At 58.8% G+C, this 25,487-nt stretch carries 20 protein-coding genes and 1 tRNA gene; 15 read left to right on the forward strand and 6 right to left on the reverse strand.

Translation table 11 applies throughout. The features are described 5' to 3' along the window. Positions 1-38: 38 nt before the first annotated feature. Complete coding sequence (locus AAA989_RS11690) at positions 39-1,532, reverse strand: phospholipase D-like domain-containing protein (protein ID WP_338243761.1); 1,494 nt, start codon at positions 1,530-1,532, stop codon at positions 39-41. 297 nt (positions 1,533-1,829) lie between these two features. Here AAA989_RS11690 and AAA989_RS11695 point away from each other — a divergent pair, with 297 nt between their 5' ends. After that, entirely contained in the window at positions 1,830-2,840 is a 1,011-nt protein-coding gene (locus tag AAA989_RS11695; RefSeq protein ID WP_338243764.1) for a 2-hydroxyacid dehydrogenase, read from the forward strand. A gap of 4 nt (positions 2,841-2,844) precedes the next feature. Next, positions 2,845-4,326 carry an L-lactate permease gene (locus AAA989_RS11700; RefSeq protein ID WP_338243766.1) on the forward strand — a complete coding sequence of 494 codons (1,482 nt, stop codon included), beginning with the start codon at positions 2,845-2,847 and terminating at the stop codon, positions 4,324-4,326. Positions 4,327-4,375: 49 nt separating this feature from the next. Here the strand turns inward: AAA989_RS11700 and AAA989_RS11705 are convergent, their stop codons facing one another. Both AAA989_RS11705 and otsB read right to left on the reverse strand, forming a co-directional pair. After that, positions 4,376-6,790 (reverse strand): glycoside hydrolase family 65 protein, encoded by a 2,415-nt coding sequence (locus AAA989_RS11705; RefSeq protein ID WP_338243768.1) that lies wholly within the window; start codon positions 6,788-6,790, stop codon positions 4,376-4,378. Continuing rightward, positions 6,787-8,319 carry a trehalose-phosphatase gene (otsB, locus tag AAA989_RS11710; RefSeq protein ID WP_338243769.1) on the reverse strand — a complete coding sequence of 511 codons (1,533 nt, stop codon included), beginning with the start codon at positions 8,317-8,319 and terminating at the stop codon, positions 6,787-6,789. The genes AAA989_RS11705 and otsB overlap by 4 nt, the downstream gene beginning before the upstream one ends. A gap of 325 nt (positions 8,320-8,644) precedes the next feature. On the opposite strand from otsB, the gene AAA989_RS11715 reads away from it, so the two are divergent. The 7 genes from AAA989_RS11715 to AAA989_RS11745 all read left to right on the forward strand — a co-directional run bounded on the left by AAA989_RS11715 (position 8,645) and on the right by AAA989_RS11745 (position 17,405). Continuing rightward, positions 8,645-11,311, forward strand: a complete 2,667-nt coding sequence (locus AAA989_RS11715; protein ID WP_338243771.1) for an HAD-IC family P-type ATPase — start codon at positions 8,645-8,647, stop codon at positions 11,309-11,311. Between the two features lie 28 nt (positions 11,312-11,339). Beyond that, positions 11,340-12,278: a 1-phosphofructokinase family hexose kinase gene (locus tag AAA989_RS11720; protein WP_338243773.1), complete on the forward strand. Its 939-nt coding sequence runs from the start codon at positions 11,340-11,342 to the stop codon at positions 12,276-12,278. Between the two features lie 508 nt (positions 12,279-12,786). Beyond that, positions 12,787-13,392, forward strand: coding sequence for a hypothetical protein (locus tag AAA989_RS11725; protein ID WP_338243775.1), 606 nt, complete (start codon positions 12,787-12,789; stop codon positions 13,390-13,392). A gap of 771 nt (positions 13,393-14,163) precedes the next feature. Then, positions 14,164-14,835, forward strand: a complete 672-nt coding sequence (gene nthB, locus AAA989_RS11730; protein WP_338243777.1) for a nitrile hydratase subunit beta — start codon at positions 14,164-14,166, stop codon at positions 14,833-14,835. Between the two features lies 1 nt (position 14,836). Further along, entirely contained in the window at positions 14,837-15,493 is a 657-nt protein-coding gene (gene nthA, locus AAA989_RS11735) for a nitrile hydratase subunit alpha (RefSeq protein WP_338243778.1), read from the forward strand. Further along, the gene (locus AAA989_RS11740; protein ID WP_338243780.1) at positions 15,490-15,786 is read left to right on the forward strand and encodes a nitrile hydratase accessory protein; all 297 of its coding nucleotides are present in this window, start codon (positions 15,490-15,492) and stop codon (positions 15,784-15,786) included. Before nthA ends, AAA989_RS11740 begins: the two co-directional genes overlap by 4 nt. A 434-nt stretch (positions 15,787-16,220) precedes the next feature. Beyond that, the gene (locus tag AAA989_RS11745) at positions 16,221-17,405 is read left to right on the forward strand and encodes a tyrosine-type recombinase/integrase (RefSeq protein ID WP_338243782.1); all 1,185 of its coding nucleotides are present in this window, start codon (positions 16,221-16,223) and stop codon (positions 17,403-17,405) included. A gap of 397 nt (positions 17,406-17,802) precedes the next feature. Here AAA989_RS11745 and AAA989_RS11750 read toward each other — a convergent pair whose 3' ends face one another. Continuing rightward, positions 17,803-18,909, reverse strand: a complete 1,107-nt coding sequence (locus AAA989_RS11750) for an endonuclease NucS domain-containing protein (protein ID WP_338243784.1) — start codon at positions 18,907-18,909, stop codon at positions 17,803-17,805. Further along, complete coding sequence (locus AAA989_RS11755) at positions 18,891-19,910, reverse strand: ComEC/Rec2 family competence protein (protein WP_338243786.1); 1,020 nt, start codon at positions 19,908-19,910, stop codon at positions 18,891-18,893. Before AAA989_RS11755 ends, AAA989_RS11750 begins: the two co-directional genes overlap by 19 nt. Positions 19,911-20,095: 185 nt before the next feature. On the opposite strand from AAA989_RS11755, the gene AAA989_RS11760 reads away from it, so the two are divergent. The 6 genes from AAA989_RS11760 (at position 20,096) to AAA989_RS11780 (ending at position 24,991) form a co-directional block, all read left to right on the forward strand. After that, the gene (locus tag AAA989_RS11760) at positions 20,096-20,641 is read left to right on the forward strand and encodes a recombinase family protein (RefSeq protein ID WP_338243788.1); all 546 of its coding nucleotides are present in this window, start codon (positions 20,096-20,098) and stop codon (positions 20,639-20,641) included. 501 nt (positions 20,642-21,142) lie between these two features. Continuing rightward, a complete protein-coding gene (locus tag AAA989_RS11765; RefSeq protein WP_338243789.1) occupies positions 21,143-21,445 on the forward strand; it encodes a hypothetical protein in 303 nt (100 codons plus the stop codon). 72 nt (positions 21,446-21,517) lie between these two features. Beyond that, a complete protein-coding gene (locus AAA989_RS11770) occupies positions 21,518-21,937 on the forward strand; it encodes a hypothetical protein (protein ID WP_338243791.1) in 420 nt (139 codons plus the stop codon). A gap of 70 nt (positions 21,938-22,007) precedes the next feature. After that, a complete protein-coding gene (locus AAA989_RS16430; protein WP_353527209.1) occupies positions 22,008-22,391 on the forward strand; it encodes a CHRD domain-containing protein in 384 nt (127 codons plus the stop codon). A 103-nt stretch (positions 22,392-22,494) separates the two neighbouring features. Beyond that, a complete protein-coding gene (locus AAA989_RS11775; RefSeq protein ID WP_338243793.1) occupies positions 22,495-23,850 on the forward strand; it encodes an APC family permease in 1,356 nt (451 codons plus the stop codon). Between the two features lie 100 nt (positions 23,851-23,950). After that, positions 23,951-24,991: a sodium:calcium antiporter gene (locus AAA989_RS11780; RefSeq protein ID WP_338243795.1), complete on the forward strand. Its 1,041-nt coding sequence runs from the start codon at positions 23,951-23,953 to the stop codon at positions 24,989-24,991. 414 nt (positions 24,992-25,405) lie between these two features. Here the strand turns inward: AAA989_RS11780 and AAA989_RS11785 are convergent. Then, positions 25,406-25,481: transfer RNA gene (locus AAA989_RS11785), tRNA-Val, on the reverse strand. Positions 25,482-25,487 lie beyond the last annotated feature (6 nt).

The following is a 25,487-nucleotide window of genomic DNA, read 5'->3' on the forward strand; positions in this document are numbered from 1 at the left end:
ACGGAACTTGGGCGGGCTGTCTTCGCGATGTCCGATCGTCATGGCCGCCGGATGAATTGCCGGGCCACCAACCCCCCTATGGCGAGCCCGCCAAGAGTCGCGAGTACTCGTTTGCGACGGACTTCTCGCTTCGCAAATCCTGCAACTCGTCGCCATGCATTGATCGGTTCTTCAGGGTCCATCAGGCGGCTCTCCGCCAGCGCCTTTTCGCTTTCATTCAATTCGCTAGCTTCAAGAACCCGCAGACTCCTGCCATTCGTCTTGCGCAGTCTCTCGATGACTTTGCGGACACTTCCCTCGGTGCTCTCTAACTCCGCCTCTATCGTCTCGACCGGCACACCCAAGTGCTCCGCCAGGAGACGGGTGCGGAAATTCACTAGGATATCTTTCAGCTCCGGCTGATCGACAGCCTCCATTGCCAGATCGCACTCGCTATCGGCCGCCAATGAGCGGCTTGCCATGTTTGAAGAACCGACCCTCACGAAACTGTCGTCCACGAGGAGCAACTTGGCGTGAACGTAAATGGGCTCACCATTCGCGTTGACGGGATGATAGACGCCCAGGCGATCCTCGCGGTCGGATTTGCGGAGATCATCCAGAATGAAGGACCGCCGGGAGTCCATGGCTTCGCTTTCCAACCAACTTTCTGCCGAGAAAGGCAGGATGATAACGATCTCCGGTCCACCTTCCTCTTCCAGTTTCGACTTTATCGCATGGCTGATCTTCCCGGATGAGAGGAACTGGTTTTCAATATAGATCGTTCGCTCTGCTGACCGAATTGCCGCACACCAGAGCTTTTCGATTTCTTCAATCCGTGGATTGTCTCCATAACCGGGGCTGGTTCGAGCGATGCCAACCACTGCATCGTAGAGGTCTGGCGCAAGCTGCTCGGGCCAAATTGCGTGACACCGTGGAGGGATGGGGAGCTCATCACCGGTTGCATTCTTCCACCGCCAGCGAGCAAGCTCTCCCAGGCTTCTCGCAACCTCTCCGTCCAGAGCCCAGGTCATGTCGTGCCATGGCAAACCATCCCTATGGTCGGCGCTTAGATGGGACCGTGTGTCCCATCGCCCCGAAGTCATATCGATCCCTCCGCAAAAGGCGATGGCGTCATCGATCACGACAATCTTCTGATGGTGGCAGGCTCCTGCAGGATGTTCGCTATCAAGGCGGAAGTGGATCTGGGGTTTGGCTCTTGCCTTCAGCAGCAGATAGGAACCCAATTGGCGCGCAATGTTGAAGAGCATCGCACCGCGCCATTGGAGAACGAATATTTCCAGCTCAGGACGGTTCTCGACGACGAACTGGAGAAACTGACGTAGTTGGTCTGGCACCTCGGGGTCATCCACGTCGGGGCGCAGACGAATTTCGAGATCAAACTCCCAGCCGATCAGATAAACGCTGTGACGTGCCTGCAGGATCGCTTCCTTTGCAGCAGCAAAATAATCGGCAGCATCCACGATAAAGGACACCTTGTCGGCGCGAACCTTGCGCCAGCAAGTATTTCCTTCCTCGAGAATTGGTTCTCTCATGGCCCAACGTTAATCGACAGGCTGACAACCTTCAAAGGTTTCTCCCGAATGTCCGCAATCGGCTCGTTAGCCGAACATCAGCTGTTGGATTTTGCGGGGAAGTAAGTCTCCCCGCAAGCTGACTGTCCTCTTGTTACCGACTTCGCCCAGAAGCGAACAAGCTGCTAACGCCCCGATAGCGGTCGTTTGGACCATGGCCGCTTTGCGCCCCGATATCTGTCATTCGAGCCTTTTCGTCGCACACCATTGATGAACAAGCCTCCGATCGTAAAGCGGGCCCAGACGTGGAGTACGGACATGAAAGTAGCGGTATACAGCACCAAGCCTTATGATCAGACGTACCTTGAGCGGGCGAATGCTGCGCAGGATAGCTCCCATGAGCTGCGGTTTCTCGAGATGCGGCTAAGTGCCGAGACAGCGGCCCTGAGCGGACAATGCGATGCGATCTGTGCCTTCGTCAACGATACGCTCGACCGCGAAGTGTTGACGTATCTCAAGGATTGCGGGATTCGGTTGGTGGCCTTGCGATGCGCTGGCTTCAACAATGTCGATCTTGTTGCCGCGCGGGATCTCGACATCGCCATAGCGCGTGTTCCGGCCTACTCGCCCGAGGCTGTCGCGGAACATACGATCGCTCTCATCCTCTCGTTGAACCGCAAGATTCACAAGGCTTATGCGCGGGTGCGGGAAGGGAATTTCGCCCTCGACGGGCTGGTAGGATTCGATCTCAAAGACCGGACCATCGGGATCGTGGGCACCGGCAAGATAGGCAATTGTGTGGCGCGCATCATGCGGGGCTTCGGCTGCCGCGTGCTGGGCTTCGATCCCCATCACTCTGCCGAGTTCGTTGAAGCCGGCGCGGAATATGCCGATCTGCCCGATCTGTTCGCCCAGGCCGACATCGTGTCTCTCCATTGTCCGCTGACCCCGGCAACACATCATCTGGTGGACGCCGAAGCAATCGCCACGATGAAGCCGGGGGTGATGATCATCAATACCGGTCGCGGAGCACTGGTGGAGGCGCGCAGCCTGATCCGGGGCCTCAAGAGTGGGAAGATCGGCCATGTCGGGCTGGATGTCTACGAAGAAGAGGGGGACCTGTTCTTCGAGAACCTTTCTAGCACGGTCATTCAGGACGATGTTTTTGCCCGTCTGTTGACCTTCCCAAATGTGCTGATCACCGGTCATCAGGCGTTTCTGACGCATGAAGCGCTAAGCGCGATCGCCGAGACGACGATCGGTAACATCTCGCAATTTGCCGCCACGGGCCAGACCAATCACGCGGTATCGGTTGAAATGCTGGCATGATCGCATGATGCCGCTGCTTGCCTTGCTGCCGATCCTGATCTTGCTGATCGGGATGATCGGTCTGGGCTGGACCGCAGCGCAGGCGGGCATGGCCGGAGCGACGACGGCGGTGGCGCTAGCAATACTTGTATTCGATTACGGCACCGATCCGGCCTCGCTTTCCGGTCCGTTGCTGGAGGCGGGCTTTTCCGCGGCAACAATCCTGTGGATCGTGTTTCCGGCGCTTGCCTTGTATGAATTCCAGACCCGCTCCGGTGCCTCGCAGCAGATCGGGGTATGGCTGGCATCGGTTTCCGACCGGCGCGAAGTGCAGGCGCTGATGCTGGCATGGTTCTTTGCCCTGCTGCTGGAAGGGGCGGCGGGGTTCGGAACCCCGATAGCGCTGGTCGCACCGATGCTGGTGTCGCTGGGTTTTTCACCGCATCGGTCGCTGCTGCTGGCCCTGATCGGTCACGCCGCCGCAGTCTCGTTCGGTGCGGTCGGAACCCCGATGGTGCCATTGCTGGAGGCTCTACCGAGCGAGCCTCGTCTCCTGTCAGCGACAATCATGATGCTGCATGCCGCCTTTGGATGGGCGCTGGCATTCCTCGTATTCCGCCTGGCGCGGCTGCCTGCTGGCGCCGCATGGGCAGCGGCGCCGGTAGCGGCCCTGCTCTTTCTGATCCCGGCACTCGCTCTGGCATGGTTGGCCGGGCCGGAATTGCCGGCGCTCGGCGGTGCGCTGATCGGCGGCCTGCTGTTCATCTGCTTTGCCCGGTGGCGATGGCCGGCTCGACCGGGAGCGAAAGAGGTCGACGGCAAGGCGGTTCTTCGTGCTGCGCTGCCTTATGCGCTGGTGCTCGCGATCATCCTGGCCACGCGCACTATTCCCCCCATCTCGGTGGCGCTGCAGGGTTACACGCTGGACTGGAGCATGGCCGGGGAATTTGGTGGTACGGTCGCCCCGCTCTACCATCCGGGGACGATGCTGATGCTTGCCCTCGGGGGCGCGGCCCTGGCCCGACGCGGCGAGCCCGGACATTTGGTCCCCTCGCTAGCAAGTGCGGCGGCCCGCCTTCCGCAGGTGGCCCTAGCACTATTGGCGGTATTGTTGCTGGCGAGAGTGATGGTTCACAGCGGAATGATCACATTGCTCGCGGGAGGAGCGGCAGGATTGCTGGGATCGCAATGGCCGCTGGCGGTGCCGCTGGTCGGCGCGCTGGGGTCCTTCGTCACTGGTTCGGCCACGGCTTCCAATATCCTGCTCGCCGACTTTCAGCTGACAGCAGCAAGGGCAACTGCGCTTTCACCATTGCTGGGGCTGGCCGGACAAGGTTTCGGCTCAGCCATCGGAAATGTGATCGCCCCGCACAATATCGTGGCCGGTGCCGCGACCGTCGGCCTGGTCGGGCGCGAGGGTTCGGTACTTAAGGTCACGCTGCCGGTCTGCATTGTTTATGCTGGATTTGGCGGCCTGCTGCTATACGCCGTGGCTACCCTGAGCTGAAAGCTGCCAAATCTCCGCGAGCGTCAGACCCGGCGATCGCTCCCGGCCACTATTCAACGCTAGACCAGCTGCCGTCGCGACATTGCAGATCGAGCTTTGCGCCGGCTCCGAACGCGAACGTATCGTTCCCGATCATGATGCTTTCGGGGCCGGACCATCCGTCGGGCGCGGTCATGGTCAACGTCTCGCAGCCGAACTCGAGTTCGAGCCAGTGGCCCCGATAGCGCAGCCGCAAACTGAGGTCCTGCATATCTTCCGAAAGGTGCGGGTCGAGGCGAAAGAACGCCTCCCTGATCTCCAGCCCGGTCTGGCCGCGCTGCACCAAATCGACGGTGCCCGCCATCGCGCCAAGGTGGATGCCTTCGGCGGTGGTACCGCCCTGCGTGTCGGCGACATCGCTCTCGAGTGCTTCCCTAAGCAGCGTCCACGACTGCGACCGGTCAATTCGTGCCAGCACCCATGAATGTACCACCCGGCTCAGCGTCGATCCATCGGACGTTCGCTGCCGGTAGTAATCGACCGTTCTGGAAACCGTATCGTCATCGATTGAATAGCCCAGCCGTTCGAGCTGTTCGTGCAGTTCTTCGATCGAGAAGAGATAGAACAGCATGAGGACATCGGCTTGCTTGGAAGCCTTGTATCGGTTGACGCTGTCGCCTTCGGCCTCGAGAATCCGGTCGAGCCTGTGGATGTCGCCGTATTTTTCGCGATATCCTTCCCAGTCGAACTCCTCCAGGTGCTCGTAGCCTTCGAACTGGCTCGGTATTCCGTCATGGAAGGGCACGAACAGCTTGCGGCTGATCTCGTCCCACGCCTCGAGTTCCGTGTCGCCAAGGGACAGCGTCTCGCACAACTGACTGCGCCGCACCGGCTCTACCCGGTCGAGCGCGGTAAGCGCGCGTTGCAGCACCCAGCTGGCCATCACGTTGGTATAGGCATTGTTATCCAGACCCGCCTGTTCGGCTTCCGGATAGGCGTCGTGGAATTCGTCCGGTCCCATGACGCCGCGAATGTCGTACCGCTCGCGCTTCGGGTTCCATCGCGCGATGCTGGCCCAGAACCGGGCGATCTCGCACAGCATTTCGGCACCATGGAAATTCAGGAATTCCTCATCGCGGGTCGCATCGTAATATCGCCAGACATTGTAGGCGATGGCGGCGTTGACGTGACGCTGCAGCTGCGAATTGTCCGAAAGCCAGCGTCCGGATTTCGGATTGAGGTGCACGACCTGGGTTTCCTCGCGCCCGGTGCTGCCGCTTTGCCAAGGATACATCGCCCCGCAAAAGCCAGCGGCGCGCGCAAGCCGGCGCGCTTCGGGCAAGCGGCGATATCGGTAAAGCAGCAGCGCGCGAGTGATCTGCGGCAGCCGAAGGGTGAGAAACGGGAAAATGAACAGTTCGTCCCAGAAAATGTGCCCCCGATAGGCTTCGCCGTGCAGGCCGCGGGCGGGCACGCCTACATCGAGATCGCCCGTATGTGGCGAGACGGTCTGGAGCAGGTGGAAGATGTGTAGCCGCAGGATCATCTGCGTGCGGTGCCGCGCCTTCAACACCAGATCGCCGTGCCACCACAATTGCGACCAAGCCCGCTTGTGGCTCTCGAGCAGCTCCGCGAAATCTCCCGCCCCGGCGATGCAGATGCAGGCTGCCCCGAGCGGATCCGAAATCGCACGATCACGCGAGGAATACATCGCCACGACTTTCTCGACCCTGAGCGGCTGGTCGGCCGTAAGCGCCACCACCAGATCCTGCGCGATAAAATCCGGTTCCGCGACCAGCGAACGCTCGATCCGAAGCGGCTGGCTGCCGGCAAACGCCCGGGTGCGCGCCACCTGCGCAATGCGTAAATGCGATCGGCTGGTCTCCGCCAGAAGGGCGATGCTTTCTTCACCGACCTGCTCGGCAGTCAGGGTGGAAAAATGCCTGCTGGCAAGCTGCCGATAACGCTCCACCCCGGAATTGACCACGCGCCCGTCCAGAGCGGAGCGGATCGTTACCTCACCGGACCAATTCTCAGGCCGGATCTCCCACGCTATGGCTGCCAGATGAGGCTCGTGCATGTGAACAAGCCGGGTGGTCTCGATCGCGGTTATCCGCCCCTGTCGGTCCTTCACGCGCATCATCCGCCGCAGCAGGCCATGCTGCATATCGAGTTCCTGCCGATAGGACAGGATCTCCGTCGCAAGCAGGTTCAGCCAGTCGCCGCCTTCGGGGCGGAAAGTCAGCGGTAACCAGTTGGGCAGATTAACCAGGTCCTCGTTCTCGATTGAGCGGCCTGCAAGGTCCGTGGTCAGGCGATTATACCCGCCTGCCAGGTAGGTGCCGGGATAATGAAACTCGCCCGCCTCAGATTCCTCGGCGGCTCCCCTCGTGGCGAAATAGCCGTTTCCAAGTGTGCAAAGCGCTTCTCGCAGACCTTCGTCGTGGGGGTCGAAATCGTCATAACATAGCTTCCAGTCGTTCATTTTTTGTCCTCGAGAAGCTGGATGAGCTTCCCCAGAAGCTCGGCGACATCGGTCGGGGCGCCCAGGACACACTTGGCGGCGCTATTTTGCGGCACGTCCCCCACCATGATCCCCAGACCGCGGTCGCGCAATGCGCGGAAGGCATCCTCATCCGTTTCGTCATCACCGATATAGATCGGCAGGATATCGGGCCGGTCGAGATCCAGCGTTTCGAGCAGCCAGAGGACGGCGCGGCCCTTGTCCCAGGCAACATCGGGCCTGATCTCGAAAACTTTCTTCCCGCCTGTCTTGCGCAGCATTGGCCCCGCGTCTTCGATCGCCCCGTCTGCGACCGTCCGATCGACCGCCGCTTCGACATCGGCCGCCCTGGCCGGATCGACCAGGCGATAATGCACGGCAATGGCAAACCGCTTGCGTTCGACAATGGCGCCTTTGATCGACGCCAGGGCGTTGCTCAGCCGGGCTTCCGCTCTATCCAGAGGCGTGAGAAACTCCTTTGCCCGCTCGTGCTGCTTTTCCAGGCCGCCGGGCCCGCCGATGTCGAAACCGTGGCTGCCGGCATAGATCAGTTCATCAAGCCCCACGAGCCGCGCCACATCGGCGCGGTCGCGGCCGCTGATGATTGCGACGGTGCAGAGCCCGGCAAGCCGGCGAATTGTGGAGCGTATATCGTCGTCAAGGACCGCGAGCTCTGGGCTGTCGACGATCGGCGTGAGCGTGCCGTCGTAATCGAGGAAGACCGCTGGCGACCGCCCTTCGAGCTCGCGCGCGATTTCCGCGAAGTGCTTGCCTGCGTCGGGAAGATCGGGGCATTGCGCGAAAGCGGCGATATCGAGTTCTCCCAAATCCTTCACCACGACGTCCGCCCCATGTTCGCGCAGCGCGGCTGCCTGACCGTTGCGGTCCACCCCGATCACCAGGCCATAATTGGCGCGCTTGGCAGCTTCGACGCCCGAAAGCGCATCCTCCACCGCCACCGCATCGCGCGGTTCCAGCCCCAGTTCTGCGGCAGCTTGCGCAAAGGTGTCGGGATCGGGCTTGCCCTTCAACTTCAGCCGTTCGGCCTTCACGCCATCGACGATCAAGTCGAACAGATCGGCGATTCCCGCCGCTTCGAGGACCGCCATCCCGTTCTTGCTGGACGTGACCAGCCCCGTTCGCAACCCCGCCGCACGAAGCCGCCGGATCAGTTTCACCGAGCTTTCGAACACCTCGACGCCGTCGCTTGCCAGCGTCTCGTTGAAAATTGCGTTCTTGCGATTCCCCAGGCCGCTCACGGTCTCCCGCTCCGGCGGATCTTCCGGACTGCCGTAAGGTAGCTCGATTTCGCGGGAGGAGAGGAACGCCTGGACGCCCGCGTAGCGCGGCTTGCCATCGACATGCTGCCGATAATCGGCTCCGATATCGAATGGAGCCTGTGCGGAACCCGTTCGTTCGTTCCAGCGCTGCAGGAACTCGTCGAACAGTCGCTTCCAGCTTGCCGCGTGGAGATCTGCAGTATCGGTAACTACACCGTCGAGGTCGAGCACGATTGCCCTGAACCTTGCCAAGGCGGACGGAACGGTATCACTGTCCATCGATGTAGGGGTGTCGTGCTGTTGGATGCCGAATCTCCCGTTTCGGTTAGCCCGATTGCGGGCATTGCTGGTCTAGCATATTTGAAATGGAACACTGGCGCGGCGGCAGGAGTTCCACGGGAAGCCGCTCCACGCCGATGTTCTTCCGGCTGTGCGCAGGGGCATTCGCCCGCTACTCGACAGGAGCACGGGGGCCAATCCGGCGCGCGTCGCGAAAAACCTTGCTTCGATCGCGTCATGGGCTGGCCGGGAAAGCCGAACGAGCGGAGAATGCTGCATGACGACGCAAACGAGCGATATCTGGCATCCTCGCGAAGCCGAAGAAGCTCTCCGCGCGCTTGCTTCGGATCGTGAAGGTCTGACCAATGAGACTGCCGAAAAGCGGCTGGCCGAGCACGGACCCAATAGCCTGCCCGAAGCGAAGCCCGTCTCTCCGCTGGTGCGGTTCCTTGGACAGTTCAACAATCCGCTGATTTACTTCCTGCTGGCCGCTGCCGTGGCGGCCTTCCTGCTCGACCATGCAGTCGATGCCGTGGTCATCCTGCTGGTCGTGCTGGTCAATGCGCTCGTCGGATTTGTCCAAGAGGGGCGGGCGGAGAAGGCGCTGAGCGGCATGCACGGCCTCATTTCACCCCATGCAAATGTACTGCGCGACGGCGAAAGGCGCGAGATCGAGGTGGCGGGCCTTGTACCTGGCGACGTCGTGCTGATCGAAGCGGGCGATCGCGTGCCTGCGGATTTGCGTATCCTGCGCGCGCGAGGCCTCGCGGTGGAAGAAGCGGCGCTCACCGGCGAGTCGGTTGCCGCCGAGAAGCAGGAGGAACCGGTACGCGAGGACGCGGCGCTGGGCGATCGCGCCTCCATGGCGTTTTCGGGCACGCTGGTCGCGCGCGGGCAGGGGACCGGGCTGGTCGTGGAGACCGGCAGTAGGACCGAAATCGGCAGGATCAGCGGCATGCTCCTCGATGTGCCGCAGCTGGTCACCCCGCTCCTGCAGCAGATCAACACCTTCGCCCGCCTGCTCGCACTGGTGATCCTTGCCTTTGGCGCAGGTCTATTCGCTTTCGCGGTCTTCGTGCGCGATTATCCGTGGGTCGATGCCTTGATCGCGGTGGTTGCCGTGGCCGTGGGGGCGATCCCGGAGGGTCTGCCTGCGGTAATCACAATAACGCTCGCCATCGGCGTGCAGCGAATGGCCGGCCGCCGGGCGGTGATCCGCAAGCTGCCGGCGGTGGAATCGCTTGGCGCCACCAGCGTGATCTGCAGCGACAAGACCGGGACGCTGACTCGCAACGAGATGATGGTGGTGCGTTTGCTGACCCCCGAACGCGAATATGGTGTCAGCGGCATCGGTTATGCGCCCGATGGCGAGGTGACTCCTGCTGACGGGGCGCTGGAGAAGGCCGGAGATACCGACGATCTGGTTCGCTGCGGCGTGTTATGCAACGATGCGCAGCTGGTACAAGAGCATGGCGAGTGGGGCGTTTCCGGCGATCCGATGGAAGGCGCGCTGCTTGCGCTCGCCGCCAAGGGCGAGATCGAGAGCGATAGACTGAAGCGCGATTGGCCACGGCTGGACGAGCTCCCGTTTGACGCCTCCTACCGCTACATGGCCACGCTGCACCGGGCGCCCGACGGCAGGCGCGTGATCTTCGTCAAGGGTGCGCCCGAAGCGGTGCTGTCGCTTTGCTGCAATGCGGCCGCCGTCGACTGGCAGGCCCTCGTCGAACGATCGGCGAACAACGGCGAGCGCCTGCTGGGCTTTGCCATGCTGGAGCCGGAAGTGCAGCTCGATCGGCTGACGCACCAAGACCTCTGCGGAGCGACAATGCTGGGGCTGATGGGCTTCATCGATCCGCCGAGGGAGGAGGCAAAATTGGCCATTGCCGAGTGCCGCTCCGCCGGCATCGCGATCAAGATGATCACTGGCGATCATGCCGCGACAGCGCGGGCGATTGCCCGCCAACTTGACCTGGCCGACGATCCGCAAGCCCTGACCGGCTCACAGATCGAAGAGTTGGACGACGAAGAGCTTACCCGCCGCGTTTCGGACGTCTCGGTATTCGCGCGCGCCAGCCCGGAACACAAGCTGCGGATCGTGCGCGCGCTGCAGGCCCTCGGACAGATCGTCGCGATGACCGGCGACGGAGTCAACGATGCCCCCTCGCTCAAGCAGGCCGATATCGGCACGGCAATGGGCAACAGCGGGACCGAAGCCGCGCGCGAGGCTTCGGAAATGGTCTTGTTGGACGACAATTTCGCCTCGATCGTTGCCGCCGTGCGTGAAGGCCGCACCGTCTACGACAATATCACCAAGGTTATTGCCTGGACGCTGCCGACCAATGGAGGCGAGGCGATCGTCGTTATTCTCGCCATACTGGCAGGTTTTGCATTGCCGCTGACCGCGACGCAGATCCTGTGGATCAACCTCGTCACTGCGGTAACGCTGGGGCTGGTCCTGGCATTCGAGCCGGCCGAGCCGGGCGTTATGGAAAGGCCGCCGCGCAAGCGTGATGCGCCCTTGCTGACCGGACTGCTGCTGTGGCGTGTCTTGCTCGTCTCGGCATTGTTCGCAACCGTGGTGTTGCTGGTCTTCTTCGGTGTGCAGAATGCTGGCGCCAGCGTGGAGAAGGCGCGTACGATGACGGTCAACATGCTGGTAGTGGCGGAGGTATTTTACCTCTTCAACGTGCGCTTCATCCATATGCGCTCGATAACGCTGAAGGGCGCACTCGGCACCAAGCCGGTGCTGATTGCGCTGGCCACGGTGATCGTGGCACAACTTTCTTTCACCTATCTGCCGTTCCTGCAGCGTGTCTTCGACACGCGACCACTCAGCCTAGCCGAAGGGGCGCTTATCATCGCCATCGGCGCAGCCCTGTTTCTGGTGCTGGAGGTTGAGAAGGCAATCGTCTCGCGTATCCAGCATAGGCGCGGCCAGTGAACGCAAACATGACAGCAGAGGCGAACGTATGAGTAGCATCGCAACCCTGACGATGAACCCCACTATCGACATTTCCTTCGAAGTCGACAGTGTGCATTCCACCCACAAGATCAGAGGCAGCCACGAACGCCACGATCCCGGCGGCGGCGGCATCAATGTCGCGCGGGTGTTTGTACGCCTGGGCGGCAATGCCCGATGCTTCTACCTGGCGGGAGGAGCGGCCGGGGCAGCGCTGGATGAGTTGCTGGACCTGCACCAGATCGTCCGCACCCGTGTTTCGATCGAGGGTGAAACGCGGGTCAGCACCTCCATCTTCGAGAACACCACCGAAGAGCAATATCGCTTCGTCACCGACGGCCCTGTCATCCAGCCGGCCGAGTGGCAGCGCTGCCTCGATCTGCTGGCGCAGGCGGATTGCGATTACCTCGTGGCCAGCGGTTCATTGCCGCGAGGCGTTCCGCAGGATTTCTACGCCATGGTCGCAGCAGCCGCCGCTGAACGCGATATCCGCATGGTGCTGGACAGTTCGGGGGCCGCGCTGGCGCAGGGGCTGGCGGGCGGCGGTGTTTATCTGGTGAAGCCTAGCATCAGTGAACTGAGCGCCCTTGTCGGTCATGAGCTGGTCGACGAGCACGCAATAGCCGAGGCGGCGCAAGGGATCGTGCAGAGCGGCCAGGCCGAACACGTGGCGGTCACGATGGGCAGCGATGGCGCTCTGCTGGCGAATGCCTCCGGCAATCTGCGACTTCCGGCAATCCGGGTAAAGGCCGCAAGTGCCGTGGGAGCCGGCGACAGCTTTCTGGCGGCAACTCTCCATGCGCTCGCCGCCAATAACGACCTTGGCGATGCTTTCCGTTTCGGGCTTGCAGCCGGAGCCGCAGCGGTGCGAACGCAAGGGACGGACCTTGCCCGACCAGAAGACATACACCTGCTATACTCGGAAGCAGTCCTGCTCGCGCCTCGATAGGTTGCTCGTGCGGGATCAGCATGCCTGAGCATGTGGTGGGCGCGACGACGGTCGTGCCATGCCCATTGAAGCAGCGCGAAGCGACGCCCGCTGACAGAGCTGCTGGCGCGCAAGAAGCCCAGGGTTGCCGTGGTGGCCCGGGCTAACGAGAATGCCAGGATCATCTGGATCATGATGATAACAAGCGAGAGCTATCGCGAGATGCAGGCAGCCTGATGACACGCGCCCGCTAGCGTCAGCGAAGTTGGAAAGGGCGCGTGATTTGACGCAACAGGCCGGTTGAAACTGCCGGAGCGTGATAAGCCGAACGACCCAAGCACTTTCATATGCGGGGAATTGGTGGGGACCTGAACCAAGCGAAAGGCATCAAGGCCAGCGGTCATGTGAACCGCACACAAAGGCCGGACAACTTGGCGCCTAATTGCGGACGCTGAGGGAGCGATGCAAAGACATGCGCCAACAATCGGTATTTTTGCGATTAGCCAATAGATGTTGGCAAGGCGCATGCTTGGGTTTCTGGCTCAAAAGGCATGGGGAACCGCTCTTCTGCACCTCCGTTAGATTCATTCCAACTGCTGAATTTACCGAGTTCTTTGTCGTGATTTTGATGCGCGCTTCCGTGACGGCTCTTGCAGTTTTGCTCTCGGCCGGGTGCATGCACCATGCCTCACCCGACGCTGCCGCATCCATCCAGCAAGAGGCTGCGATCCTCATGCGTTTCGAAATGCAAAACACCACGCTTTCGTCTGGCATGCTTTCTGCGGCCACGCAGTCTGCGACCCAACCCAATGTCGCCAGGCTTGGGTTGGAGGATGGGGAGACAGGTGAAGTCAGCGGCCTGCTTGTCTTTGCTACCATCGACGAATTTGCGGCCTGGAGAGAGAGCAGCATGGACTCTTTCTTTGGGAATTTCGGGGAAGACGCCTCTTTCAGATCTGTTCGCATCATAAGGCCTGCGAATGCAGAACTTTCGGGACGAAGCGGTCTTTCGCAATTGGCCGATGAAATACGCATTTCTTACCAGAATGCAGAAAACGAAGCTGCAGGGGACGCAGACATCGATGCTGTGACTGTGATTTGCGGCGACGGTGCTGAGTGCACGCCGAGTAATTGAGTTTCAAGGGGACCGACGAGCACGCTGAAAGGATTAGATCGATGCTCTTACTGCGAGTAGCCGCTGTGTCCGGGACAGCTCTATTATCGATAGGATGCGCCACGCCTGCCAATCACGTTCTTTCGCCTTATACATTGGTGAACGGTGCGGTCTTGCAGGACGTCGTCACCATTGCCGGAGACCCGCAAGGCGGCGCACCGAGTGTCACCGTCGTCAGCACCTATGACGTGACTCAGGCGGACGAGGTTGAGCTCGTCTCTAGAGAGCATGGTGTAGGTCCACCCCTTGGGCCCGCGATAGCGCGAGGCCTCTCATTGGGGGTGCCAATTGCCATCGGAGCTATCGGGGCCGCAGCTGCCCGCAATCAGGACGAGACGTTTATCCAGGAAACGAACTATTCGACACAGGGCAATATATCGTATGGCGGCGATGCAGGCGACATCGATGCCGCCAATCAGGCAATTTGGGAATGTGCCGCGGGGGGCGACTGCGGCGTTAGTAACTAGGGGTTCTTCAATTTGCGCGGGGCACCCGTACTTTCTGTGCGCAGCTGCTGCAAACGAGGATGAATCTCTCCTTCCGGCGAGCTTGGTCGATGACGGAAGAGATTGAATGCTGAGAGGTTGCGACGTTCGGTGATCCGCCCCGCGCTTCAGCGGACCGGCGCGAAACTTGCTGGTTTCGATTGTTCAGCTAAGCTGGCGGCAATGCGACACATTCAGCCTGCAAGTTGATCAAACCGTTTGATCTGGCGGGGGAAGGAGGGCGGCAATGGACGGCATCCACGACCTTGGCGGCATCACGAATTTCGGGGCTGTCAGGTCGGAGCCCGACGAGCCGGTATTCCATCATGATTGGGAGCGTCGTGTCTTCGGGATGAACATGGCTGGCCTTGCCTTCGTCGGGCCGGTGGACAGAGCGCGCCATGTGATCGAGAGGATGGATGCAATCCACTACCTTACGACTAGCTATTACGAACACTGGCTGCATGGAATTGTGACGCTATGCGAGGAACTCGGTTACGTCTCGGCTGAAGAACTCGAGAGTGGAATAGCCGATGGCCCTGCGAAACTCCCGCATCCGCCCCCCGATGCGACCATGATTGAAGACCTCGTACGCGTCGGCATGCCAGCGATCCGGCCTTGCGAGCAACCACCCGCATTTGCTGTGGGTGCTCGTGTCCTTGCCAGGAACATGGAGGTCAAGGGGCACACGCGCCTGCCGCGGTACGCAAGGGGAAAGCCGGGCACGATTGTCGCTTATCGCGAGTGCCACGCCTTCCCCGATACTGCCGCTCACGATCGAGGCGAATGTCCCCAACCGCTTTACACCGTTCGTTTCGAGGCAAAGGACCTGTGGGGCGATAATGTGTCCCGGCGCGATTGTGTCTACCTTGATCTCTGGGAGTCCTATCTCCAGGAGCCGGACGAAGGAGTTGCCTGATATGAGCAACGATCATCACGACCATGGCCATGCACACGCTGCGCCGCCCAACCCCTATCACACCAACGAGCGCAGCGCAGAAGAGAATAAAGCACTCGAACAAAAGGTTGCCCGGATCGAAGCGCTACTGATCGAGAAGGGCTTGTTCGACAAGGGCGCGCTCGATCGGGTGATCGATATCTATGAGAATGACCTTGGCCCCCTGAATGGCGCCAAGGTGGTCGCCAAGGCTTGGACCGATCCCGATTTTAAACAACGCCTCCTGCAGGACGGCAGCGCTGCCATTGCCGAACTCGGCTTCGGCGGACTTCAGGGCGAACATCTGGTCGTTTGCGAAAATACGCCCGAGGTCCACAACCTCGTCGTGTGCACCTTGTGCTCCTGCTATCCTTGGCCGGTGCTCGGACTGCCACCGGCATGGTACAAGGATGCCGCCTATAGATCGCGGGTGGTCGTAGATCCGAGGAGTGTTCTCACCGACTTTGGGACAGAGATCGGTGACGATGTCGAGGTAAGGGTGTGGGACAGCAGTTCCGAAATGCGGTATCTCGTCCTTCCGGAGAGGCCTGCAGGAACTGAAGACTTGACGGAACAGGAACTTGCGCAACTTGTCCATCGAGACGCCATGATCGGTGTCAGGAAGATTGAGCCAGCGTGAGTAAGGAGAGAGTCGCTAAGCCGGAAATCGCAGAAATGCAGGGCCAGCCAGCACTTCCGCGAAAGAGCGGCGAACTGGTTTTCCATGACGATTGGGAAAGGCGTGCTTTCGCAATGGCAGTCAGCCTTGCAGAACAAGGGCGGTTCGCCTGGGCTGACTTTCAAAAAGAACTGATCGCGGCTGTTGCCGAGGCGGAAAGGGAAAATCCGCTAAAACCAACGCGAGGCTACTTTGAAAGCTGGCTTGTAGCACTGGAAGCCGTGTTGGCAGATAAGCGTCTATTGGACGATTAATCGCGCGGGCATAGGCTCGACCTAGCCACGGAGAATGTCCGCTTTCGGAAAACAGGAACTTGGCCTCAATATCTTGGAAGAGGGCGTGAGCGGAGACACTTGCGCGGATCTAGGGCGCAGCTCGTGGAGAGGTCTGCAAATACACGGTGTGTACACAGCTCCAGCTGGGCGCCTTGGCCTGGTTTTCTAAACTGTCGTTCATTGGCTGAAAACCGCGCTCTTCCGCAGTCTGAAACTGGTGGGCGATGACAGGCTCGAACTGCCGACCCTCTCGGTGTAAACGAGATGCTCTAGGTTTCTTGGGGCATCCTCGCGTTGCCCGTAGTCTCATATAACGGTTGTTTTTCAACAGCCTCAAGCAGATGCCCTATTCCGCTGTTGGACGGCGTTGCCTAGAAGTGGCTTACTATTGGCTTACTAGAAAGAGGCGCGAGATGGCGGAGATCCGGATCAACAAGACTGCCGTAGATGGCCTTGAAGCAGGTGAGAAGGACGCCTTCTGGTGGGATGAAAGTCTGAAGGGCTTTGGAGTGAAGGTGACACCCAAAGGGCGGAAAACTTATCTAGTTCGCTATCGCCTACCTGGGCGTAGGAAGTCTGAACAGTACACAATCGGGCGGCACGGCGCGCCATGGACCGCCGACACCGCCAGGAAGGAAGCTTCTCAAAAGCTGTTGCTAGCGAGTCAGAACTTTGATCCCAACGCTGAGAAGCGGCGGCGGAGGAATGAGACAGCTGACTATTCGTTCAACGCTTATGTCGACCGATTTGCTGACCGATACCTGAAAGAGAACTGGCAGGGCTCGTACAAGCGCGCTCAGTCGGTAATTGATCGGCACGCAAAGCCGTACTTTGGGAAGCGGGATATTCGCGAAATTACGAAGGCCGATTGCACGGCGTTCATTGATAAGCTGTGGGATCAGCAGGCGACTGCCCGAAAGGCAGCGGAGGTTGTCGGAAAGATGTTTCGTTGGGCGGAAGATAGAGGCGACATCGAACGCAGTCCAATGGATCGTGTGCCACGTCCCAAGCCATCTGCTGGACGAGAGCGAGTGTTGGATGACGCTGAACTGGCCCAAGTATGGGAGGCAGCGAATGAAATGCAAACTCATCCGTACAGTGGCTTGGTGAAGATGCTGATCCTTACCGGGCAACGACGTGGGGAAATTGGTGGTCTGCGATGGAAGGAAGTCGATCTGGAGCGAGCGGTAATCGAAGTTCCGAAGGAGCGGACCAAATCTGGCCGGAATAATCTCATACCCTTGTCGGCCAGCATGGTTGAGCTGTTGGGAGAAACGCCACGTTTGGGCGATTACGTTTTCAGCGTGAGCGGCGAGAACCCGCTCGGCAATCATAGCAAGCTTAAGAAAAAATTGGATGCAAAGATTACAGAGCTTAGCGGTTCACAGCTGCCTGATTGGACCCTCCATAACCTTCGTCGCACGGTCGCAACAGGGCTACAACGTCTGGGCATCGGTTCTGACATGATTGAGGTAGTGCAAGGTCGCACAAAAATGCTTGGGGCAGGTCAGCGTTATCAGAGGTATGACTACCTCGAGGAGAAGCGGGCCGCTCTGCTGGCCTGGAACGAGCATGTTGCGTCTTTGGGCCAAGTGTAGACAACGACTGAAAGTTAGATCCTTTTAAAAGCCCAGAAGTGACTACGGTGCAGATCGGTTCGAAAGTGATATATTTGGCGCGTGAACTGAGAAAATCTGACTTTTCAGAACGGGAGAGCGCGAAAGGCAAGATCCAGTCAAATTGAGTAGCAGCGGGAATGGTCCCCTTCGTTCTAAACATGCAAAAATGTCGCAATTCTCCCATTCTCGAAATTCAAAAAGTACGGGATTGCAACGAGATCGGATTAGGTAGAGGTCAAGCCCTAGTACGGTGCGAATTAGGTTGGATTAAACCCCGTCGTACAAAGGGGAGGGGGCCATGAAGCGGCGCCGGATCGGAGGCTTGAGCTCGGTTCTAATCACTGAGCGAAACACTCAATTTAAGAGCGGACTTGCCTCAACCCTGCACCTTCCAGCGCTCTCGCAGTCTATCGACCGTGGTCCGCCATTTTGGCGTGGTTGGCTTGCAGACCGTGTTCTGGTTTCCGAACATGCCGATTTCGTTGACAGCCGCTTCGATTGGTACGGAATGTAGCCATTTGATAGGAACGAAATACTCCATTCGTTCTGGGTCGTCGATCGCCTCTCGATGGTATGTACCACCACGTAAGATCTCCGCCGCGGGACGCTCCACACCGTCACCTTCAATTTTGAACTCGGTAATCGGCTCGCGTGGACCGATAACTTCGCCCACTCCCACGAATCCGTAGCCAGGCGCCTTCACCCAGACTTGGTCGCCTGGCGAGAGCAAGTTGAGCGTGTTGCTATACCACGTACCGCCGCCTCCACTGATGAAGCCATACTTGCGTCCTTCAGACCAATCGCGTGACTCGCTGTGTCCAAAACATGCATAGAACTGCCCATTCCAAGGCTCGCGTTCTCGAGCCCCATGCGAAGTCGGCGTAGAAGCGCTAACCTGCGTCTGGACCGGATCGACGAGCCAAGTTCTGCTCAGCAGGTGCTGCCCGCCGTGATCGAACACCTGAAAGCAAAGAACATTGATGGCGATCCCCTTGTCACCGAGATAGCGCACGATCCTCTCACTGCTCTCGTCGAGATGCGTTGCGACGATGACCACTTGATGGCTTTGGTTCAGTTCGTCCTCATCCAGAGCTTGTCCGAAGCGAACTCGAAAATCGGCCGCCAGGTCCCGGCCCGGTGCGAAGCGATCATAGATCGCGGCGATGTCATCAGCTTCCAGATCTTCGACCCAGCATGCATAGTCTAGCGCCTGAGCTACCACCTCCCGGGGCGTCCGATCGCGCTTGAGTTCGATGAGAACGAGCGCACCATCTGGGGCAACGGCCAGAAGGTCGAGCCTTCCTGTCACTGTCCGCTCCTGACGCCCGATAAGCATCCATTCGTCGGAGAGAATACGCGGGGCAGCAATGATCATATCCTCAAGCAGGCGCTCGGAGGGGAATGTCGCTTCAGGAAGCGAGGACGGCTGATCGGAGACGGTCCATAGTGCGGTACGTTGGGGCATTAAACTCTGTGCCTCCATTGCAGGACAGACTGGCCCCGATCAGTCACATGCACAAACTCGCGGCCTGCCGATTGAACAAGGTCGCGCACGCCGCGATTCGGATGGCCGTATCCGTTTGGGCCAGCGGCTGCGACACACTGTGTCGAACTGGGCATCATCGACGGTAGCGACGCATGAAAATTCCGATGCGATCCGTGGTGCGGCAGCATCAGAACGTTCACTTCATCTAGGACGTTCTGGTAATGTCGAAGCATCGCATTGCGTCGGCGCGCGACGTTCAGATGCATGTCGCCGGTCCCGAGCCAACCGACTACCCGATCCGCGTCACGCCACCAGCCGGGCGGATGCCAACACTCACCACTCCACTCAGAGGAATCGGATGGTCCGGCATATAGCGCCATCGAAACTAGATTATGGTCTGACCAGATAAGATCGTAACACTCTCGGACCTGCTTTCGCACCTCAACATCGTTGAGCATGGCCTTTAGGCGTAGGCGATACTTCGGGCCAAACTTGCGGTACATCGCCGTCCGGAATGCCTTCAGCCTCAAATCGGAAGGGCGGTGAGCATACGGGAGGAGCAACCAGTCAAGCATGGCGCTCGCAGCGGAAAGATAGAGCGTCGCACTGGTATCGAATTTTTGAACGACAGGCCTTCTGCGGACTGCGTTACGATCTGTCGCTGATTGGGCATCCTCCCTGTCGGCATGAGACCACTTGCTCATTATTGGTCCCTCGCCACCCCCGTCAAAGCGCGGTACTTCGGGCCCGCCTCCTTCGTCATCATCATCGCGAGGCATGATATAGGTCACTTGCGCAACGCCGCGTGCACCGAACCAAGCTTCAGGGTCATTCAGGAAAGTTAGGAAGTCCCCCGACAACGCTCCGCTGGCATCATCAAGGGCAGCAGCAATAAGGCGGTCGAGATCGTTGAGATAAGGCAAAACCACCTCATTGACCCGCGTCGACAATAGCAGGCGGTCAACGCCGTTCACATGATCGCTATCGAGATGGGACAACGACAGGCTTCGTGACAGCAAGCCGCCGACGTTTCGCTCAAGAAGGCTTGTCTGCGGGTGTCTCAATAAGGTAAACCCGACCGAGACGATGGCATGAGACGCCAGAAGCGTCTCAATAGGGTTGACCGAAAAACTAAGACGACCTAGGTGCGCAACCTCTAGACCCTAATGAGACGGAGTTTGTGATGTTGGTGGGATATGCGCGGGTAAGTTCGGTTGGCCAAAGTCTGGACATTCAACGTGAGGCTTTGAAGGAAGCAGGATGCGAAAAGGTCTTCGCCGAGAAGAAATCCGGCCTATCTGCGAAGGCTCGTATCCAACTGGCCGAGGCACTCGACTTCGTGCGGGAGGGTGACACACTTATTGTAACCCGCCTGGACAGGCTGGCGCGATCCGTAAGCGATCTGTTTCATGTCATCGAGCAGTTACAGCAGAAAGGCGTGGCCTTCCGCTGTTTGCAGCAAGGAGGTGTCGACACTGACAGCTCTACAGGAAGGTTGATGTTGGCGATCCTTGGAGCTGTGGCGGCGTTTGAAGCCGACATTCGCAAGGAGCGCCAAATGGAAGGCATCGCTAAGGCCAAAGCAGCTGGCGTATATAAAGGTCGGAAGCCGTCAATCGATAGCGCTAAGGTGCGGCGTCTTCACGAACAGGGAATGCGCCCAGCAGCAATCGCCAAGGAGCTAGGGATTGGTCGCGCCAGCGTATACCGACACCTTGATCGACAATAGACTGTCAGCTCTCCGCAAGGTCAAGGTTCGGGGAGGGTGGCCGCTAGTGGGTGGAAAGCGGACCCAGACGCCATTGGTGAAAGCGCCCGCAGCCTTCTTAAGCGGGGAGACTTAACTAGCCTTCATGTTGCTCCAAGTAGGAGTTCATCCGATAATTCTTGGGTGCCGATACCCTCAGCCTATTCTGAAATGAGTCAGTGAGCGTCTTGCCCGCGACAGGTTCTGAAAACTCGACACCGACACGCCCGTCTTTCGACCACGCGACGCTGCCATTTATGCGCGATTGACCACAGATGAGGGTTATCGGCTCAAAGACCAGGCATTATCTTGCCTGCTACTAGAGCTACTCATAGGTGGAAAGCGTTGGCTCGAAACTGCTTTGGGTTCCGAATTATCCGAGCGAAAACAGGGGCCTAACATTTGTTAGCGTGACTTCGGCGCGGAACTTTTTCGGAGGACACTCATAGATTCCGCACAACCATTCCAGGGGAGAAGGTGAAAATGAAAATCATAGCTGTAACGACCGCCGTAACTCTTGGCTTGCTCAGTGCTGGTTGCGGAGAAGATCCATACGAAGAAGGCGCAGTTGTCACGGAGAGTGGTGATGTCATCACCGAGGACGCCGCGGATGTCCTTGAGGCTAGGTTGGATAATCTCGAGGATCGCACTGACGTTCTGGAAAGACGAGCCGATGTCGCAGACCTTCCCGCAGTCGAGATCGCAACCGACCATGCTGAAGAAGAGGCCGATCGTCTGGAGAACAGGACTGACGTAATCGAGCGAACGACGGACATGGCCGAGTAACAAGACCTATCGAGTTATCCGAACGACATCGAGAGATCATCGAGGGCGCTCCCTCTCGAGAAAGGAGCCGACATGAATTTGCAAGAGAATGGCATCTTCAAGAAATCCATTATCACGTTTGGGATGATGCTGGCCGCAAGCTGTACGCATACCGGGACCGACCGGACTTCGCTTGAAGGTGAAGCTCGCCTCGCCGAAATGCTGGAAGGCAAAACCCCTGGTGAGCCGCAAAGCTGCATCCCGGCAACCCTTGGTGATCGTCTACAGGTCATCGATGAAACCGCCGTTGTCTATGATGCGGGAGAAACGGTCTACGTCGCAAGACCAGAAAACCCGCGGTCGCTGGATAGTCGCGATGTTTTGGTGGTGGAACGCACAGGGGGGCAGCTTTGCAAGCAGGATGTCGTGCGGACCGTTGACCAGACACTCGGCTTCACGACCGGCATTGTCTTTCTTGGCGACTTTGTCCCATGGAGACCGGCAAGTGAATAATGCCTTGCGTACTATTTTCTGCATCACGCCTGTTCTCGCTCTGGCTGCGTGCGCAACCAGCGAAACGCAAATGGACACCATTTCTGAAACGGGCACTTCGCTCGTTGGAGAATTAAGCGGAGCCGCCGTTCAACCAGAACAGGGTGATCCTGACGGAAGTGGGCAATTTGCTCTCTGGTTTGATCGAGACACCAGTAGTCTTTGCTATGAGCTAGGTGTCACAAGCATAACGAATGCAACTGCTGCTCACATACACCGCGGGGGGCCTGATCAAACCGGGCCCGTCGTCGTGCCCCTGCGGGAACCTAGTCCATTACATAGCGAAGGCTGTGTGCCGACTGATGCCGCATTGGCTGATGAGATATTTGCAGATCCCAACCTGTTCTACGTCCAGGTCCATACCGTCCAAGACCCTCAAGGTGCTCTGCGGGCTCAACTGAGACCGACACACTAGAGCAAAGAATTTCGATTTCATCGGTTTGCTGACCGGGAACAATTGAGACCTATTGCATGGAGCCTATAGCCAGTCACATGCTCGGCGGATCGATCTTGATTCCATGAATCAAGAAGAGAGAACTTCTCGAGAATCCCACTCGCTCAAGCGCAGCATGGGCCTCATTTCGATCGCCGCACTCGGCATCGGAGCAATGGTGGGGGCGGGTGTATTCGTCCTGACCGGCATTGCTGCTGGAGAAGCCGGACCCGCTTTATTGCTAGCATTCCTCTTGAATGGAGTCATCGCACTCATCATCGGAGGTTGCTATGCTGAACTCGCGACGATGATGCCGAAGACCGGCGGGGCCTATGTCTGGGCTCGCCCCGCACTAGGGAACCGCTGGGCCTTTTTTACGGGCTGGTGCAGCTGGTTCGCGCAACTGGTGGCTTGCAGCTTTTACGCGGCTTCCTTCGGTTCCTTCGCCTCGGAATTGATCTCTGAACTTGGAATTGGCGGTGGCGTCGATCCGACGCTTATGGCAGCGATAGTCCTGCTCCTGTTCATCGCGGTTAATCTCGTCAGCACGAAGAACTCGAGCTTGGCGCAAATCCTGATGGCCGGACTCCAAGTCGCCGTCATAGCCTTATTCATCGGTTTCGGTGTCAGCGCCATGCTTGATCAACCCGCCCCAACGGAAGCATTTACGCCATTCTTTCCTGAAGGTCCGTTGGGGCTCTTCGCGGCGATGGGGCTGACGTTCATTGCCTTCGAGGGCTTTGAGATCATCGTCCAGAGCAGCGAAGAAGCCAAGAATCCTTCCAAAATGATTCCGCGCGCTATCGGAATCAGTATTGCGACCGTCGTTACGATATATGTTTTGACGGCTACCGTCTTGCTGGCGAACGTGGACCATCCCTCCGACACGACTGCTTATGACTACCTGGCGACACTCGAGGAGCTTGGACTGGTCAAAACGGCAGGAGAGGTAATGCCATATGGGACCGAGATATTATTGATAGCAGCACTGGCGAGCACCGCGAGCGCCCTTAATGCGACGATTTACGGCTCGACCCGAGTGGCCCTCGCCATGGGACGCAAAGCTGACCTGCCGGGCATCCTGAACAAGGTAAACCTCCGAGGTGTGCCAGTTGCCGCCTTGATCGTCAGCGGCGCGATCATACTCACGGCGGTGGTTTTGTTGCCGATCAAGGATATTGCCGCAAGTACTGATATCATGTTCATTCTAGTCTTTGTACTGGTAGCAATAAGCTTGCTCAAACTACGCAAATCCATGCCGGATCGCGAACGACCCTTCCGTTTGCCCTTGGTGCCCTACCTGCCCGGGTTCGTCATTCTCTGCGGTGGTGGGCTCGTTTTCTCACTTTATCATGTCAGCCTCCCCGCTTGGATTGTAGCCGCTTGCTGGCTTTTGGGAGGTGTGATCTTACGGGTGGCGCGAACATCGTCTGACCGATGATGCGGAGAACTATGGATTGCTCGCTAGCATGGGTAATCGCGGGATTGTCGCACGACTGACAACACACTTCCGGCGTGGATTACGATAAAAGGGAGTGTCCGTGCCTGATTTTTCTGAATTGTCATTGACGGCCCTGGCATTCTGGTTCGCCTTGGGGGCCGCCATCGTCTGGTTTGCCGGCACCAGACTGGCACGCTATGCTGACGAAATATCCGAGCGGACCAGCATCGGACAAGCTACGATCGGCGTCTTGCTATTGGGCGCGATTACCTCGTTGCCCGAAATTTCCACCACCACCGTTGCCACCCTCTCGGGTAATCCGGGCATGGCGATCAACAACATGTTGGGCGGCATTGCCTTCCAGGTCGTGGTCATCGCTCTTGCCGACCTGTTTGTGGGCAAGCAGGCGCTGACGAACATGGTCCCTGGCCCGCGCACGATCCTCAATGCGCTTGTCAGCATTGTCCTGCTTATCCTCGCGGCTATCGGCGTGATGCTTGGCGACTGGTCACTGCCCGGAGGCGTAGGTCTCTTCCCTGTAATGATTGCCGCAACCTACATCGTGTGCATCCGTCAACTGAGCCGCGAAGTCGCGGTCAGTGGCTGGGTCCCGGCCGAAGAGGCGGAGTCGGAAAGCGAAGAACTTGAGCGTCTGTCCGCCTCCAATGCACGGCTTGGCCTGTTCACAGTCATGATGGCTTCACTGATCCTCGCCGGCGGAACTCTCGTGACTCTGAGTGCTGAGGGGATCGCCGAAAATACCGGTACGGGAACTGGGCTCGTGGGACTTACGCTGTTGGCCTTCGCCACCTCGCTGCCAGAGCTCAGCACGGCTATAGCAGCCGTGAAGATGCGCCGAGCGGAATTGGCGATCGGAGACATACTTGGCGGCAACATGTTCGATGTCGTGCTGATCTTGCTAATCGACCTGCTCGACCAAGGCGAACCAGTGCTGCGGCAAGTCGAAGATTACTCGATGACGGCAGCACTTCTTGGCGCCCTGCTTACCACCTTTATCCTCATCGGTCTGATCGAAAGGCGAGACAAACACGTGCTCCGCATGGGTTATGACAGCATTGCAGTCCTCGTCGTTTATGCTGCGGGAATGGGCGCCATCGTTGCCGGCCTATCGTCCAATTAGCCGATAACCGCGGGAGCAAAATCGAGGGCTAAACTAGTCGTGGCAATGCCCAGTCTTTGACCGCAGATAAAATAGGCGAAGGTCCGCAATCGGGTCGCTAGCAGAAGGGCCAGTTTTGGTGTGAACCGTGGCACGGCAGACAGTCGGCTTACAGGCAATCCTCCGAGGCCAGGCAAGGTCCGTAAGTGGATGTCGACTGTCAGTCCGCTCCTTAGCTGCCCCACAGTCGACCGATCTCCAATCCGAATGGCCTGAAAATGCCGATCAACGTCATTTCTATGGCTTCGCTGGCAGTGATTTTCGCCCGAGAAACCAAGGCAAATGGGACACGGCTCTGCGGGCACGCCGTGGCTTACTATTGGCTTGCTAGTAAAGCCTCGATTGCCCGCCTAGGCACCTAAGTCATTGAAAAACTGGTGGGCGATGACAGGCTCGAACTGCCGACCCTCTCGGTGTAAACGAGATGCTCTACCAACTGAGCTAATCGCCCTGAAAC

Source organism: Aurantiacibacter hainanensis (assembly GCF_036321025.1).
GTDB lineage: Bacteria > Pseudomonadota > Alphaproteobacteria > Sphingomonadales > Sphingomonadaceae > Alteraurantiacibacter > Alteraurantiacibacter hainanensis.

Excerpts from the sequence above, each read along its gene's own strand:
- AAA989_RS11700 (WP_338243766.1), top strand. The coding sequence starts at position 2,845 with ATGATGCCGCTGCTTGCCTTGCTGCCGATCCTGATCTTGCTGATCGGG.
- AAA989_RS16430 (WP_353527209.1), top strand. The coding sequence starts at position 22,008 with ATGGACACCATTTCTGAAACGGGCACTTCGCTCGTTGGAGAATTAAGC.
- AAA989_RS11745 (WP_338243782.1), top strand. The coding sequence starts at position 16,221 with ATGGCGGAGATCCGGATCAACAAGACTGCCGTAGATGGCCTTGAAGCA.
- AAA989_RS11750 (WP_338243784.1), bottom strand. The coding sequence starts at position 18,909 with ATGGAGGCACAGAGTTTAATGCCCCAACGTACCGCACTATGGACCGTC.
- AAA989_RS11690 (WP_338243761.1), bottom strand. The coding sequence starts at position 1,532 with ATGAGAGAACCAATTCTCGAGGAAGGAAATACTTGCTGGCGCAAGGTT.
- AAA989_RS11765 (WP_338243789.1), top strand. The coding sequence starts at position 21,143 with ATGAAAATCATAGCTGTAACGACCGCCGTAACTCTTGGCTTGCTCAGT.
- nthA (WP_338243778.1), top strand. The coding sequence starts at position 14,837 with ATGAGCAACGATCATCACGACCATGGCCATGCACACGCTGCGCCGCCC.
- AAA989_RS11720 (WP_338243773.1), top strand. The coding sequence starts at position 11,340 with ATGAGTAGCATCGCAACCCTGACGATGAACCCCACTATCGACATTTCC.
- AAA989_RS11715 (WP_338243771.1), top strand. The coding sequence starts at position 8,645 with ATGACGACGCAAACGAGCGATATCTGGCATCCTCGCGAAGCCGAAGAA.
- nthB (WP_338243777.1), top strand. The coding sequence starts at position 14,164 with ATGGACGGCATCCACGACCTTGGCGGCATCACGAATTTCGGGGCTGTC.
- AAA989_RS11770 (WP_338243791.1), top strand. The coding sequence starts at position 21,518 with ATGAATTTGCAAGAGAATGGCATCTTCAAGAAATCCATTATCACGTTT.
- AAA989_RS11760 (WP_338243788.1), top strand. The coding sequence starts at position 20,096 with ATGTTGGTGGGATATGCGCGGGTAAGTTCGGTTGGCCAAAGTCTGGAC.
- AAA989_RS11775 (WP_338243793.1), top strand. The coding sequence starts at position 22,495 with ATGAATCAAGAAGAGAGAACTTCTCGAGAATCCCACTCGCTCAAGCGC.
- AAA989_RS11705 (WP_338243768.1), bottom strand. The coding sequence starts at position 6,790 with ATGAACGACTGGAAGCTATGTTATGACGATTTCGACCCCCACGACGAA.
- AAA989_RS11695 (WP_338243764.1), top strand. The coding sequence starts at position 1,830 with ATGAAAGTAGCGGTATACAGCACCAAGCCTTATGATCAGACGTACCTT.